This window comes from Kosakonia sp. ML.JS2a (assembly GCF_025642095.1).
Lineage (GTDB): Bacteria > Pseudomonadota > Gammaproteobacteria > Enterobacterales > Enterobacteriaceae.
Genome location: NZ_CP106754.1, coordinates 4,944,398 through 4,959,818, shown reverse-complemented (window position 1 = coordinate 4,959,818; position 15,421 = coordinate 4,944,398). Strand labels below are relative to the sequence as shown.

General features: G+C 55.3%; 13 protein-coding genes and 1 riboswitch. Of the genes, 2 read left to right on the top strand and 11 right to left on the bottom strand.

The features are described 5' to 3' along the window. Window positions 1–18: 18 nt before the first annotated feature. Window positions 19–4,242 (top strand): DNA-directed RNA polymerase subunit beta', encoded by a 4,224-nt coding sequence (gene rpoC / locus N7922_RS23375; protein WP_263098496.1) that lies wholly within the window; start codon window positions 19–21, stop codon window positions 4,240–4,242. 154 nt (window positions 4,243–4,396) lie between these two features. Further along, on the top strand, window positions 4,397–5,458 hold the full coding sequence (locus N7922_RS23370) for an alpha/beta hydrolase family protein (protein WP_263098495.1): 1,062 nt from the start codon (window positions 4,397–4,399) through the stop codon (window positions 5,456–5,458). Here N7922_RS23370 and N7922_RS23365 read toward each other — a convergent pair. The 11 genes from N7922_RS23365 to rsd form a co-directional block, all read right to left on the bottom strand. Further along, complete coding sequence (locus tag N7922_RS23365; protein ID WP_263098494.1) at window positions 5,385–6,419, bottom strand: helix-turn-helix domain-containing protein; 1,035 nt, start codon at window positions 6,417–6,419, stop codon at window positions 5,385–5,387. The two genes, N7922_RS23370 and N7922_RS23365, sit on opposite strands and share 74 nt — an antisense overlap. Window positions 6,420–6,548: 129 nt before the next feature. Continuing rightward, the gene (locus N7922_RS23360; protein WP_263098493.1) at window positions 6,549–6,866 is read right to left on the bottom strand and encodes a PTS lactose/cellobiose transporter subunit IIA; all 318 of its coding nucleotides are present in this window, start codon (window positions 6,864–6,866) and stop codon (window positions 6,549–6,551) included. Between the two features lie 4 nt (window positions 6,867–6,870). Beyond that, window positions 6,871–7,176 carry a PTS sugar transporter subunit IIB gene (locus tag N7922_RS23355; RefSeq protein ID WP_061499003.1) on the bottom strand — a complete coding sequence of 102 codons (306 nt, stop codon included), beginning with the start codon at window positions 7,174–7,176 and terminating at the stop codon, window positions 6,871–6,873. Window positions 7,177–7,320: 144 nt separating this feature from the next. Beyond that, window positions 7,321–8,862: a sensor domain-containing diguanylate cyclase gene (locus N7922_RS23350; protein WP_263098492.1), complete on the bottom strand. Its 1,542-nt coding sequence runs from the start codon at window positions 8,860–8,862 to the stop codon at window positions 7,321–7,323. A gap of 327 nt (window positions 8,863–9,189) precedes the next feature. Further along, window positions 9,190–10,344, bottom strand: a complete 1,155-nt coding sequence (gene thiH, locus N7922_RS23345; protein WP_263098491.1) for a 2-iminoacetate synthase ThiH — start codon at window positions 10,342–10,344, stop codon at window positions 9,190–9,192. Then, a complete protein-coding gene (gene thiG / locus N7922_RS23340) occupies window positions 10,341–11,111 on the bottom strand; it encodes a thiazole synthase (RefSeq protein ID WP_263098490.1) in 771 nt (256 codons plus the stop codon). Before thiG ends, thiH begins: the two co-directional genes overlap by 4 nt. A 1-nt stretch (window position 11,112) precedes the next feature. Beyond that, complete coding sequence (gene thiS / locus N7922_RS23335; RefSeq protein WP_263098489.1) at window positions 11,113–11,313, bottom strand: sulfur carrier protein ThiS; 201 nt, start codon at window positions 11,311–11,313, stop codon at window positions 11,113–11,115. Beyond that, the gene (locus N7922_RS23330) at window positions 11,294–12,052 is read right to left on the bottom strand and encodes a HesA/MoeB/ThiF family protein (protein WP_263098488.1); all 759 of its coding nucleotides are present in this window, start codon (window positions 12,050–12,052) and stop codon (window positions 11,294–11,296) included. Before N7922_RS23330 ends, thiS begins: the two co-directional genes overlap by 20 nt. Then, window positions 12,045–12,680: a thiamine phosphate synthase gene (gene thiE, locus N7922_RS23325; RefSeq protein WP_263098487.1), complete on the bottom strand. Its 636-nt coding sequence runs from the start codon at window positions 12,678–12,680 to the stop codon at window positions 12,045–12,047. The genes N7922_RS23330 and thiE overlap by 8 nt, the downstream gene beginning before the upstream one ends. Continuing rightward, window positions 12,680–14,572: a phosphomethylpyrimidine synthase ThiC gene (gene thiC / locus N7922_RS23320; protein WP_263098486.1), complete on the bottom strand. Its 1,893-nt coding sequence runs from the start codon at window positions 14,570–14,572 to the stop codon at window positions 12,680–12,682. Before thiC ends, thiE begins: the two co-directional genes overlap by 1 nt. Before the next feature lie 85 nt (window positions 14,573–14,657). Then, a riboswitch (TPP riboswitch) is annotated at window positions 14,658–14,811 on the bottom strand. Window positions 14,812–14,866: 55 nt separating this feature from the next. After that, window positions 14,867–15,370: a sigma D regulator gene (gene rsd / locus N7922_RS23315; protein WP_263098485.1), complete on the bottom strand. Its 504-nt coding sequence runs from the start codon at window positions 15,368–15,370 to the stop codon at window positions 14,867–14,869. Window positions 15,371–15,421 lie beyond the last annotated feature (51 nt).

Below are 15,421 nucleotides of genomic sequence, written 5' to 3'. Positions count from 1 at the left end.
TCCGACGGGAGCAAATCCGTGAAAGACTTATTAAAGTTTCTGAAAGCGCAAACTAAAACCGAAGAGTTTGATGCGATCAAAATTGCTCTGGCCTCGCCAGACATGATCCGTTCATGGTCTTTTGGTGAAGTTAAGAAGCCGGAAACCATCAACTACCGTACGTTCAAGCCTGAGCGTGACGGCCTTTTCTGTGCGCGTATTTTCGGGCCAGTAAAAGACTACGAGTGCCTGTGCGGTAAGTACAAGCGCCTGAAACACCGTGGTGTGATCTGTGAGAAGTGCGGCGTTGAAGTGACCCAAACTAAAGTGCGTCGTGAGCGCATGGGCCACATCGAGCTGGCGTCCCCGACCGCCCACATTTGGTTCCTGAAATCTCTGCCGTCCCGTATCGGTCTGCTGCTGGATATGCCGCTGCGCGATATCGAACGCGTTCTGTACTTCGAATCCTATGTGGTTATCGAAGGCGGCATGACCAATCTGGAACGTAACCAGATCCTGACCGAAGAACAGTACCTGGACGCGCTGGAAGAGTTCGGTGACGAATTCGACGCGAAAATGGGCGCCGAAGCTATTCAGGCCCTGCTGAAAAGCATGGATCTGGAGCAGGAATGCGAACAACTGCGCGAAGAGCTGAACGAAACCAACTCCGAAACCAAACGTAAGAAGCTGACCAAGCGTATCAAACTGCTGGAAGCGTTCGTACAGTCTGGTAACAAGCCGGAGTGGATGATCCTGACTGTTCTGCCAGTGCTGCCGCCGGACCTGCGTCCGCTGGTTCCGCTGGACGGTGGTCGTTTCGCAACGTCGGATCTGAACGATCTGTACCGTCGCGTGATCAACCGTAACAACCGTCTGAAACGCCTGCTGGATCTGGCGGCGCCGGACATCATCGTACGCAACGAAAAACGTATGCTGCAGGAAGCGGTTGACGCCCTGCTGGATAACGGTCGTCGTGGTCGTGCGATCACCGGTTCCAACAAACGTCCGCTGAAATCTTTGGCCGATATGATCAAAGGTAAACAGGGTCGTTTCCGTCAGAACCTGCTCGGTAAACGTGTTGACTACTCCGGTCGTTCTGTAATCACCGTAGGTCCATACCTGCGTCTGCATCAGTGCGGTCTGCCGAAGAAAATGGCGCTGGAGCTGTTCAAACCATTCATCTACGGCAAGCTGGAACTGCGTGGCCTCGCCACCACCATCAAAGCCGCGAAGAAAATGGTTGAACGCGAAGAAGCTGTCGTTTGGGATATCCTGGACGAAGTGATCCGCGAACACCCGGTACTGCTGAACCGTGCACCAACCCTGCACCGTTTGGGTATCCAGGCATTTGAACCGGTACTGATCGAAGGTAAAGCTATCCAGCTGCACCCGCTGGTTTGTGCGGCATACAACGCCGACTTCGATGGTGACCAGATGGCTGTTCACGTACCGCTGACGCTGGAAGCCCAGCTGGAAGCGCGTGCGCTGATGATGTCCACCAACAACATTCTGTCTCCGGCGAACGGCGAACCGATCATCGTTCCGTCTCAGGACGTTGTACTGGGTCTGTACTACATGACCCGTGACTGTGTTAACGCCAAAGGCGAAGGCATGGTGCTGACTGGCCCGAAAGAAGCTGAGCGTATTTATCGCGCTGGCCTGGCCTCTCTGCATGCGCGCGTTAAAGTGCGTATCACTGAATACGAAAAAGATGCTAACGGCGAATTCGTTGCGAAAACCAGCCTGAAAGACACGACCGTTGGCCGTGCGATTCTGTGGATGATCGTACCGAAAGGTCTGCCTTTCTCCATCGTCAACCAGGCGCTGGGCAAGAAAGCCATCTCCAAAATGCTGAACACCTGTTACCGCATTCTGGGCCTGAAACCGACCGTTATTTTTGCTGACCAGACGATGTACACCGGCTTTGCTTATGCAGCGCGTTCAGGTGCATCCGTTGGTATCGATGACATGGTCATCCCGGCGAAAAAACACGAGATTATCAGCGAAGCGGAAGCCGAAGTTGCTGAGATCCAGGAGCAGTTCCAGTCTGGTCTGGTAACCGCTGGCGAACGCTATAACAAAGTCATCGATATTTGGGCTGCGGCGAACGACCGCGTATCCAAAGCGATGATGGATAACCTGCAGACCGAAACCGTGATTAACCGTGACGGCGTTGAAGAGCAGCAGGTTTCCTTTAACAGCATCTACATGATGGCCGACTCCGGTGCGCGTGGTTCTGCAGCCCAGATTCGTCAGCTTGCTGGTATGCGTGGTCTGATGGCGAAGCCGGATGGCTCCATCATCGAAACGCCGATCACCGCGAACTTCCGTGAAGGTCTGAACGTACTCCAGTACTTCATCTCCACACACGGTGCGCGTAAAGGTCTGGCGGATACCGCACTGAAAACTGCGAACTCCGGTTACCTGACTCGTCGTCTGGTAGACGTTGCGCAGGACCTGGTTGTAACCGAAGACGATTGTGGCACCCTCGAAGGTATCACCATGACGCCGGTTATCGAAGGTGGCGACGTTAAAGAGCCGCTGCGCGATCGCGTTCTGGGTCGTGTGACTGCTGAAGACATTCTGAAACCGGGTACGGCAGACATTCTGGTTCCGCGCAACACGCTGCTGCACGAACAGTGGTGTGACCTGCTGGAAGCGAACTCTGTTGACTCCGTTAAAGTGCGTTCCGTTGTATCCTGTGACACCGACTTTGGTGTATGTGCGCACTGCTATGGTCGTGACCTGGCGCGTGGCCACATCATCAACAAAGGTGAAGCAATCGGCGTTATCGCGGCACAGTCCATCGGTGAGCCGGGTACACAGCTGACGATGCGTACGTTCCACATCGGTGGTGCGGCATCTCGTGCGGCTGCTGAATCCAGCATCCAGGTGAAAAACAAAGGTAGCATCCGTCTGAGCAATGCGAAGTCGGTTGTTAACTCCAGCGGTAAACTGGTTGTTACCTCACGTAACACTGAGCTGAAACTGATCGACGAATTCGGTCGTACCAAAGAAAGCTATAAAGTGCCTTACGGTGCGGTAATGGCGAAAGGTGATGGTGAGCAGGTTGCCGGCGGTGAAACCGTTGCAAACTGGGATCCGCACACCATGCCGGTTATCACCGAAGTGGCGGGTTTCATCCGCTTTACCGATATGATCGACGGCCAGACGATTACGCGTCAGACCGACGAACTGACCGGTCTGTCTTCACTGGTGGTTCTGGACTCCGCAGAGCGTACTGCAGGTGGTAAAGACCTGCGTCCGGCACTGAAAATCGTTGACGCTAACGGCAACGACGTTCTGATCCCGGGTACCGATATGCCTGCGCAGTACTTCCTGCCGGGTAAAGCGATTGTTCAGCTGGAAGATGGCGTTCAGATCAGCTCTGGTGACACCCTGGCGCGTATTCCGCAGGAATCCGGCGGTACCAAGGATATTACCGGTGGTCTGCCGCGCGTTGCGGACCTGTTCGAAGCACGTCGTCCGAAAGAGCCGGCAATCCTGGCTGAAATCAGCGGTATCATTTCCTTCGGTAAAGAGACCAAAGGTAAACGCCGTCTGGTGATCACGCCGGTTGACGGTAGCGATCCGTACGAAGAGATGATCCCGAAATGGCGTCAGCTCAACGTGTTTGAAGGTGAACGTGTAGAACGTGGTGACGTGGTTTCCGACGGTCCGGAAGCACCGCACGACATTCTGCGTCTTCGTGGCGTACACGCGGTAACGCGTTATATCACCAACGAAGTACAGGACGTTTACCGTCTGCAGGGCGTTAAGATCAACGATAAGCACATCGAAGTTATCGTTCGTCAGATGCTGCGTAAAGCCACCATCGTGAACGCGGGCAGCTCCGAGTTCCTCGAAGGTGAGCAGGTTGAATACTCTCGCGTTAAGATCGCTAACCGCGATCTGGAAGCGAACGGCAAAATCGGTGCAACTTATGCACGCGATCTGCTGGGTATCACCAAAGCGTCTCTGGCTACCGAGTCCTTCATCTCCGCGGCATCGTTCCAGGAGACCACTCGTGTGCTTACCGAAGCAGCTGTTGCGGGCAAACGCGACGAACTGCGCGGTCTGAAAGAGAACGTTATCGTGGGTCGTCTGATCCCGGCCGGTACCGGTTATGCGTACCACCAGGATCGTATGCGCCGTCGCGCCGCTGGCGAACTGCCGGCAGCACCGCAGGTTACTGCGGAAGATGCGACCGCGAGCCTGGCAGAACTGCTGAACGCAGGTCTGGGTGGCTCAGACAACGAGTAATCGTTTCTTGTAATAAAAAACCCGCTTCGGCGGGTTTTTTTATGCTCGCATTTCATGAAAACACCGTCAAAAGAGTCCTCGATCGCGTTCCAGGACGCATATCGCAGGCATGTGTGACCAGAATAGGCCTGTGTTAATTAACCTGGTACTCAACATGTCACGCCTTTTTGTTCTGTTTCTTACGGTCCTGCTCAGCAGTACTGCCTGGGGCGAAACCGCCTTTCGTCAGTTGCGTATTGATGAGGAGAGTTCCCGTCCCCTGGACGTTGCGCTCTGGTATCCCACTCTGCAACGTGGTGCATCGCAAATGATAGGGGGAAATATTGCGTTCAGCGGCACACGAGCGCTGCGCGATGCCGAACCCGCATCTGGCGAGCATCCTCTATTACTGATCTCTCATGGCTATGGCGGCAACTGGCGTAACCTTAACTGGCTGGCGCAACGGATGGTTTTGCAAGGGTACATTGTGGCAGCCGTTGATCATCCCGGCACGACCACAGGTAACCAGCATCCGCAGGATGCACAGCAACTGTGGCTACGCCCGCAAGATCTTCGGCACGTAATGAATAAGGTCATCGCCACTCCCGATCTTGCCGGGCGGGTGGATATCCAGCGTATTGCGGCGATCGGGCATTCGCTCGGGGGCTGGACGGTGCTGGAACTGGCGGGAGCCCGTTTTGATGCACAGCGCTTTATCACGGATTGCCAGCAACATCCGAACCTGTCAGGGTGCAAATTGACAGCAAAACTGGGGATCGACCAGCCTCTGGCTGCCAGCAAGCTGGCGGTGGATACACGCGAACCCCATATTAAGGCGGTGGTTTCGCTGGATCTGGGGCTGGCGCGTGGTTTCCGTCCGGATAGTCTCCGGCAGATAACGGTTCCCGTCATGATTATGGCTGCGCAGGCGGATAGTGACGCACTGCCCGCCAGACTGGAGTCGGGGTATCTGGCTGCGTATATTCCTGCTGACCGCCAGCACTATCGCCGCGTTGAGGGTGCGACGCACTTTAGTTTTATGCAGATGTGTAAACCTGGCGCGGCAGCGCTGATTGAGCAAGAAGCACCTGGCGAGGGGATTGTCTGCGAAGATGGCGGCACGCTCAGCCGTAACGCGATTCATCTGCACCTGCTCAAAGCGATCAGCACTTTTCTGAATCAGGCGCTGGCTTACCAACCGCCGCGCGCCGGTAATCCGTTGGTGTCATCCCGCTAATGCGGACGAATTCACGGTTGAAATTGGATTTCGTCGCAAACCCGGCATCCTGCATGATATCCGTGACCGGGGCAGAGCTCTCCAGCAGTAAGCGTTGAGCATAATGGATGCGAAAGCGGTTGATCCATTGTGATACGTTGCAGCTGCGCGCCTGGTTGACGGCTTGTGAGATCTGTCGTGCAGGGATGCCCAGTTTTCGCGCCAGCGCATTGAGTGTGAGATCGGTTTGCAGAAACCACTTTTCTTCATCAATGCGCGCTTCGATACGCTGGCAGAAATGTTCGGCCTCCTCATCGCAGGGGCGATCTTCCTCGACAGGTTCTGCGACGAGGGGGGTAACAGGCGGTACGTTTTTCCAACTGTAGACGATGGCCAGACAGATAAAGGGCAGCAAGATCGCCTGTGAAAGCGCCACCAACTGCGGTGCTTGTTGCCCTTGATAAACGCCAAAATCTACGGCGATGGCTAAATCAGTCAGGCCGGAAAAACAGAGAAAGCAGCCAGCAATAAATGTCATTAATGAGGCGGGCCCGGCATCCTGTAAGCGGGTGAAGATAAAGGCATCGGCCCCTTGTCGCGCGGTTCTGATCAACGCGCCGCCGTAGCCAATGAACAGCAGCATCAGTATGGCGTCCGTCGTCATTGGGGCGACGAGGTTGAGCAGCAGCGCGATCAGGGGAGCAATCAGATAGCGGGGAAACTTTTGCGACCTGCTTTGTGTGGTCAGACGTGCAAAGCAGCGCCACGCCAACGGCGGTAGTGCAATGGCGACAATTGACTGGAGTTGACGCAGGATCATGGCATCGAACTGCCAGCGCAGCGCAGACATGAACACCAACAGTGCGCAGCCACTAATAAATATTGCCGCGCTGCGGTATCCTGGCGCGCGTTGCAGGCAGACCTTAAGCAGCAAAATCACCAAAATAGAGAAGGTATAAAAAGGAAACGGCACGGCGGGCATAGAAGACCTGTACGGGCTGGCTAACGGAGTTGATGCTATGTTGTGCCATAAATTGGCGCGTAAAACACGTTACCACTTCTGGCAGCAACAAAAATGCCCGCAGCGCGGGCATTTTTGAAAGAACAGGGATCAGTCGCGGGGCGGTAATCGACGATAAAGTTCGATCATATCGCCAGCCAGATCCTGAATCACCATCGCGTTCATCAGATGATCCTGCGAATGGACAGTGATCAGGTTGACCGGTAGTTTGCCGGTTCCCTCATCCAGCCCGATCAGCTGGGTTTGAATTTTATGCGCAGCCTTCACAAATTCTCGCGACTCTTCCATCGCTTGTTCCGCGCCGTCAAAATCACCTTTACGCGCCTGTTGCAGCGCCGTAAGCGCCTGACTGCGCGCGGCGCCAGCGTTAACCAGCAATTCCATAATGATGGTTTCTAAATCTTCCATGTGCTTACTCCAGTAACTTAAGGGCTTTTTCCAGTACGACATCACCCTTCATCATGCCGTAATCCATCATATCGATAACCGCGACTTTCTTACCCAATGGTTCCGCCTGTGCCTGCAGCTTTGCCTGCTCGTATTTCACCTGCGGCCCCAGCAACACGATATCTGCCGTTGCAATTTCGTCCTTAAATTCCGCGACAGGAACCGCCTTAATAGAAACGTCGACGCCTTTTTTCTGCGCTGCGTCTTTCATGCGTTGCACCAACATGCTGGTGGACATACCTGCAGCACAGCATAAAACGATGTTTTTCATAGTCAGCCTCGGTGTTGATGGGATAGTTGATAATGATCCTGCATCGCCGGGTTCAACAACCGCTTTACCGTGATTGTGTGTATGCCATCACAAAGAATCCCTGGTTTACGTGAAACCGGTTACAGGTATGCGGTACTCACTGCATTAATCGCTATTTACGTGCAGGATCCGATTCTTACCTTGCTGTTTTGCTTTATAAAGCGCTTCGTCGACGCTGACGATAAGTTGCTCCAGCGGCTCCATATGCCACTCACCAAGCCCGGCGCTGAAAGTGACGGACTGCCCTTCTTCACGCCAGCTCCGGCCTTCTACATTTTTGCGCCACTGCTCCAGCAACGCTGTCGCATCCGTGAGTGATATGTGTGGGAAAAGAACCGCGAACTCCTCACCGCCGTAGCGATAAACCGAAAGCGTGTGCGGTTGCATCACCTGAATCCCTTCCCGCGCGACGTTGCGTAGCACGATATCGCCGTTGAGATGGCCCCAGGTATCGTTAATAGATTTGAAGTTATCAACATCCACCAGCGCCAGGGCAAATGGCTGGTGATCGTTCATCAACGCAGCAATATCACCATCGAACGCACGGCGGTTTTTGCAGTTGGTTAGCGCGTCCATGGTCGCCTGTCGTACCCATGACTGCTCGCGTTCTTTATTGCTGAGGATGGCTTTACTGAGCATGGCTTCAAGCTTTGGCGCCCGTTTCACATCACCGGTGTTTATCGAACTGATGATATTCATCAGCACCGTACGTGAGGCATGGCGTAAATAGAGACCAAACAGGACGATCAGGACGGCGGCCGTGCCAAATCCCCAACTGACAATCAGCGTGGAGTGCCGGGCCAGGCTATCCAGAGTGGCGGCGGAAACCTTGTAAATAGCGAACCAGTCCGGGTTGGTAAAGGAGTAGTAGTAATACCATGTCGCGGTTTTTTCGTCGTAGACCATCCCTTCACCGCTGGTCATCGCTGACAGTAATTCCGGTCTGACGAAGGTTTTGAACAGCGCGCCGCTGTCCGGGTGCAGCATCGCTTTGCCTTCACGGTCAACAATGAAAAACTCGCCAGGCATCGGCGATTGGGTGGTGCGCAGCGTAAAGCTCATTGAGGCAACGTCGAGGTGAAAAGCCAGCGTACCTTTGAGTTTGCCATCCGGGGTGATCACCGGCTTATAAATACTGACCGTCGGATTGTGGGTAAAGTAATCCTCATAGGCGCTGGTGTAGTGGTTAAACATGCTGGCTTCCGCCTGATGCATAAACCACGGGCGCGTGCGGGCATCAAATCTATCGCTCTCGCCATTGGCGATCACCTGCGGAGCCCGCAGATACGTGCCCCGCGAATCAGCCAGTGAAATCGAAGAGACTGACGGCATCAGCGCCAGCAACTGCATCAATAATTTGAGTCCATGTTCACGGTCGCCCGTCACCGTGGCGTCTAATTGATCGTCATGGGAGAAGAAGGTGGCGGCGCGGTTCAGGATGTAGTCATTCTCGCGAAGGATCGACTGTGTGTAATTTAACGCCAGGTTATGGGTAAAGTTACGATTTATATCGTGGTATTTCTCCAGCATTTCCTTTTGCTGGCTGAAGGTCACCAAAAAAGCGATGACGATAAAACTCACAAAAATCCCGGCGAAGCTCAACAGAATCGGGGTTGTGAACGAGAGTTGTCGACTGTGAATTTTCATATCCTTGATCATTCATCATTGAGGTGGCAGGTAAAGTATAAGGGGTTAGAGGAAAGATGATGATCCCATCAACATCGAACATGCATGCCGTACCGGCATTTATTATGCGGTGATTATAACGCCTGCTAAATCGGTCATGACGAAATATTGTGCTCTTTCGCGATGTACCGGTTTTACCGGTGATGAAGAAGAACGATGAAAAGCGGAGCGGCCATGAGGGGATTTAGCCGCTCCGGTCAGTCTGATTACCTGACGCAAGAATAATGCCGGAGCGGGGGCGCTGGCGCGACTGCCCGATCCGGGTTTTACGTGATACGCCGTAAAATTTTAACCAGTTATCAGTGCGTTGCTGTTTTTTTGCGGCGCGCGTCCCAACCAGCTATCCCAATCTTTCCATACCGGTTGCAACCCACGCGCCATCAACGCGCTGGCGACTTCTTGCGGGCGACGTCCGTCATGAGGGCTAAACTGTTCCAGTTCCGGATGATCATCTGCATAGCCGCCAGGCTGCGTTTTGGAAAACGCGCTGACGTTATTGATGGCCAGTGGGATAACGTGATCGCGAAAGTGGGGGGATTCGCGGGTCGAGAGCGACAGCTCAACATCCGGCGCCAGCAGGCGGAAAGCACAAATGGTTTGCACCAGTTGGCGTTCATCCATGATCGATGCCGGCTCAATACCGCCCGCGCAGGGCCGCAAACGGGGAAATGAGATGGAGTAGCGACTCTGCCAGTAGTGTTGCTGTAACCACAACAAGTGTTCCGCCACCATATAGCAGTCCACCCGCCAGCTGTCGCTCAGACCAATTAATGCCCCAAGACCGATTTTATCGATCCCCGCACGCCCTAATCGATCCGGTGTTTCCAGCCGCCAGAAAAAATCCTGCTTTTTACCCCGCAGATGATGTTTCGCGTACATGCTTTGGTGGTAGGTCTCCTGATAGACCATCACGCCATCCAGACCGAGGGTTTTCAGCTCGGCATACTCTTCCTGAGCGAGAGGCTGAACTTCCATCTGTAATGAAGCGAACTGGCGGCGAATGGAAGGGAAATGGCGGCGAAAATACTCCATCCCCACTTTTCCCTGATGTTCACCTGTGACCAACAGCAGATGCTCAAACCCCAGCTCGCGTAGCGCGGCGCACTCGCGGGCAATTTCATTCTCATCCAGCGTCTTGCGTTTCAGATGATTGCTCATCGAGAAGCCGCAATAGGTGCAATCATTCGCGCAGAGATTGGAAAGATACAGCGGCACATAGAAACTGACCGTGTTGCCAAAACGCTGGCGGGTGAGTTTCTGCGCCTGCTGCGCCATCGGCTCAAGAAAGTCGCTGGCGGCGGGGGAGAGCAGCGCCATCAAATCTTCGCGCGTGATGTGTGGCGCATGGAGCGCCCGCTCGACATCCGCTGTGGTTTTGCTGTGGATCCGCAGACGAATATCGTCCCAATTCAGTTGCCGCCAACGTTCGGTAAAGGTGGTCATAAGGCACTCTCCAGGAAACCGGTGAGCGGGCTGGTGGCGGTAGCGTAACGCTGGCGCGCACCGGGTACGGCATTGCGCGCCAACGAACCGGCTTCTACCGCCAGGCGGAAAGCGCGCGCCATGGTAACCGGGTCGTCGGCTACGGCGATGGCGGTATTCACCAGCACCGCATCGGCCCCCATCTCCAACGCCAGGGCGGCATGGCTGGGCGCGCCAATGCCCGCATCCACCACTACCGGCACACTGGCCTGCTCGATGATAATCTCCAGCATTGCGCGCGTTTCCAGTCCCTGGTTTGATCCTATCGGCGCGCCAAGCGGCATCACCGCTGCGCAGCCCGCCTCTTCCAGCCGCTTACACAGTACCGGATCGGCGCCACAATAGGGCAGCACGACAAAACCCATTTGCACCAGTTTCTCTGCGGCGCGCAGGGTTTCTATCGGATCGGGCAGCAGCCAGCGTGCATCCGGGTGAATCTCCAGTTTTAACCAGTGGGTGCCGAGCGCTTCCCGCGCCAGCTGCGCGGCAAAGATAGCCTCTTCCGCATTTTTTGCCCCCGATGTGTTGGGCAACAGCGTCACACCCGCTTCACGCAGCGGCTGCAAAATACCATCGCTGTGCTGGCGCAGATCGACCCGTTTCATCGCCAGCGTCACCAGCTCGCTGCCGGATGCGCGGATAGCATCGATCATAAGATATGGCGCGGCGAACTTACCTGTACCGGTAAACAGCCGTGAAGAAAATGTTTTATCTGCAATACGTAACATCTCAGCCCCCTGCAATAACCTGAAACAGCAGGATCCGATCACCGTCCTGCACAAGATGGTCTTCCCACCGCTCGCGCGGCAGGATCTGTTCGTTTAACGCCAGTGCGACGCCCGGTTTTAACTGGTCGAGCTGATTAAGCAGCGCGGCAATGGAAAGCCCGGCAGTGCAGCGTATCGGTTCGTCATTGAAGCGTATTTGCATCTCGCCCTCCGCAAACCGGGCAATTGCTGGCGCGATGTAGCGCCAGGGTTCGCCAGAGATTGGTGCGGGCATCAAACAGACGCAGTTCGCCGCTGGTGGTGTGCATGCCGCTCAACAATTTGATGGCTTCCAGTGCCTGCATTGCACCCATGATACCCACCACCGGACCCACAATCCCCGCCGTGCGGCAGTTGCGTTCCGGTTCGCTTTCGTCCGGCCACAGGCAGCGATAGCAACCTTGCTGCCAGGGCGGCGTCAGCACCATGAGCTGGCCGCCAAAACCGACTGCGCTGGCGGTAACCAGCGGGGTTTCCAGCGCGACGCAGGCTGCGTTAACGGCCTGTCGTGTGACCATATTGTCACTGCAATCCAGCACTACATCAGCCTGAGCGACCTGCTGGCGCAGCGCCTCGCCGTGTAAGCGTTGTTGCAGGGGAATCAGCGCAATATCGGGGTTAAGTTGCTGCAACCGCTGTGCGGTAACCAGGGTTTTTGGCTGATTGATATCGTCGGTGGTAAAGAGGATCTGCCGCTGAAGGTTGCTCAGATGCACGGCATCGTCATCCGCCAGCACCAGCGTGCCGATACCTGCACCGGCAAGGTACACCGCCGCAGGGGCGCCGAGGCCGCCAAGGCCGACAACCAGCACCCGGCTGGCAAGCAGCTTTTGCTGGCCGACAATGGCAATATCTTCCAGCAGGATCTGGCGGCTGTAGCGCATAAAATCGCGATCATTCATCGCCCACCCCCGCAAGCGTCAGCAACTGTTCCGTGGCCTGCCGCCAGTCTGCGGCCTGGGTGATGGCGCTGACCACCGCAATGCTGCCTACGCCCGTTGCCAGCACATCCGCTGCGCGCGAAAGGCTGATGCCGCCAATGGCGACCGTAGGGTAATCTCCCAGCCGCGCTATATGGCGCGCCAGTTGTTCCAGCCCCTGTGGCGCGGAGGGCATCTGTTTGGTTTGCGTCGGGAAAACATGGCCGAGCGCGATGTACGAAGGACGTGCCGCCAGCGCGATATCCATCTCCATATCGTCATGCGTGGAGACGCCCAGGCGCAGACCCGCCGCGCGAATGGCGCTCAGGTCGGCGGTTTCCAGGTCTTCCTGGCCAAGATGTACGCCGTACGCCTGGTGTTTTATGGCCAGCCGCCAGTAGTCGTTGATAAATAACCGCGCGTTGTAACGTCGTCCCAGCGCGATGACGGCAGCGATATCGTCTTCGACCTCATGTTCGCGTTTGTCTTTGATACGCAGTTGCAGGGTGCGCACGCCCGCTTCCAGCAAGCGGGCGATCCACTCAACGCTATCGACAACCGGGTAGAGACCGAGGCGAAACGGTACCGGAGGAAAGTCGGGTTGGTACATCAGGCTTCCTCCTTTTTCAGGTAGATTTCGCCGCCGCGGGCGCGGAAGTCGTTCGACTTATTATTCATCCCGACTTCGATGGCCTGTGCCGCTGCGTAATCGCGTACTTCCTGCGAGATTTTCATCGAGCAGAATTTCGGCCCGCACATTGAGCAGAAGTGAGCGATTTTGCCGGACTCCTGCGGCAGGGTTTCATCGTGATAAGCACGGGCGGTAAAGGGATCCAGCGCGAGATTAAACTGATCTTCCCAGCGGAACTCAAAGCGTGCTTTCGACATGGCGTTATCGCGGATCTGTGCGCCGGGGTGGCCTTTTGCCAGGTCAGCAGCATGAGCGGCGATTTTGTAGGTGATTAAGCCCTGTTTAACATCCTCTTTGTTTGGCAGGCCCAGGTGCTCTTTGGGGGTGACATAACAGAGCATGGCGCAGCCAAACCAGCCAATCATTGCTGCGCCAATGCCGGAGGTGAAGTGGTCGTAACCCGGTGCGATATCGGTGGTCAGCGGCCCAAGCGTGTAGAACGGCGCTTCGTGGCAGTGCTCCAGTTCTTCGGTCATATTGCGGCGGATCATCTGCATCGGCACATGCCCCGGGCCTTCAATCATCACCTGCACGTCGTACTCCCAGGCGATTTTGGTCAGTTCGCCCAGTGTGTGCAGTTCGGCAAATTGCGCTTCGTCGTTGGCATCCTGAATTGAACCCGGACGCAGGCCATCGCCGAGCGACAGCGAGACATCGTAAGCGGCGCAGATCTCACAAATTTCGCGGAAGTGGGTGTAAAGGAAGTTCTCCTGATGGTGGGAGAGACACCACTTCGCCATAATCGACCCGCCACGGGAAACAATGCCGGTCAGGCGCTGTGCGGTCATCGGAACGTAACGCAACAAGACGCCTGCGTGGATAGTGAAATAATCCACCCCTTGTTCCGCCTGTTCGAGCAGCGTATCGCGGAATGCCTGCCAGTTGAGATCTTCGGCGATCCCGTTGACCTTCTCCAGCGCCTGGTAGATCGGTACCGTACCGATCGGCACCGGACTGTTACGCAGGATCCATTCGCGGGTTTCGTGGATATAGCGCCCGGTGGACAGATCCATCACCGTGTCTGCGCCCCAGCGGGTTGACCACACCAGTTTTTCCACTTCCTCTTCGATGGACGAAGTCACTGCCGAGTTGCCGATGTTGGCGTTCACTTTCACCAGGAAGTTACGTCCGATGATCATCGGCTCTGATTCCGGGTGGTTGATGTTGGCCGGAATGATCGCGCGGCCAGCGGCGACTTCATCGCGCACAAACTCCGGCGTGATATTGTTCGGCAGGCGGGCGCCAAAACCTTCGCCCGGATGCTGCCTGCGCAGCACTTCGCTGCGAATGCGTTCGCGGCCCATATTTTCGCGAATGGCGATAAATTCCATTTCCGGCGTGACGATCCCTTTGCGGGCGTAGTGCAATTGGGTGACACGTTGACCGGCTTTGGCGCGGCGCGGGGTCAGCAGCCCGTTGAAGCGCAGCTCATCAAGGCCTTCATCCGCCAGACGTGCGTTGGTGTAAGCCGAACTGCGTTCATCAAGCGTTTCACTGTCATCACGCGAGGCGATCCAGGGGGCGCGAAGCTTGGCCAGACCTTGTTGCACATCGATGGTGACTGCCGGATCGCCATACGGGCCGGAGGTGTCGTAAACCGGTACCGCTTCGTTCTCTTCAAACTGAGGATGCTCTTTTGTGCCGCCAATCAGCGTTGGGCTGAGCTGGATTTCACGCATTGGGATGCGGATATCGGGCTGCGAACCGGTGACGTAAATACGGTGTGAGTTGGGGAAAGCGGTGCCTTCCAGCGTGTCGATAAAGTGTTGCGCCTGGGCGCGTTGTTCACGACGTGTAAGTTTTGCAGACATAGCTCATTCCAGAATTAAAAGGAGATGGCTTGTCAGACGACGGATGGAGTAATGGCAACAAACCGCCCGTAAGGGTGGTTGATGTGAATGGATTACTCTTGTTCCCTTCGCAGGTCTTAACCCGATCAGGTTCCGCGGATCCCGAATTAACGGTCTCAGCCTTTTCCACTTCATCTTTCGCGCCGCTTCGCGGCATTGCGAATCATGTAGTGGAGAGATAGGCACTCCGACAAGAAAAACCCCCGTCCTCAGACGGGGAACTGCTTTTTAAACTACGCGTTACTTTTTAAGAATTCAAGCAGGGCGCGCCATGCCGCTTTCGTCATTGGCGCTCTCTTTGAGATTGTTATCAAAAGCCAGCACGATCAGTTTGTCCTCCAGCATAAAGCGGGCCTCCAGCGCCTCGCCGATGTCGGAAAGCGCCTGCTGGAATTCCAGACAGTTATCATCATCAATGGCGTTTTCCAGGCTGGTATCGTAGTAATTCATGATTTCGAGGGTGTTGGCTTCCAGCAGCGGATAGAGCTGGTTAGCGATTAAAAGTGGATTGCTCCCTTCCATTTCGCGAATGACGCGTTCATAAATACTGAAGTGACCTGCGGAGAGGTACTCCACCAGGTTGTGACAGAAATCGTCCAGCGCTTTTTCATTAAGCTGCATGTACGATCCTTTGCCAGGCTTAATGCCAACCAGATTGTAGTAAGAAACGAGAAGTTGCTTACGTACTAGCAGCCAATGGTCGACAAGTGTGTTACTTCCTCCAACGCGCTCTGTCAGGCTTTCTAACTGGTTTAGCATAATTGGCTCCGCAATATGTAAGTGAAAAAATGCTCACCCAAATGTAATAAT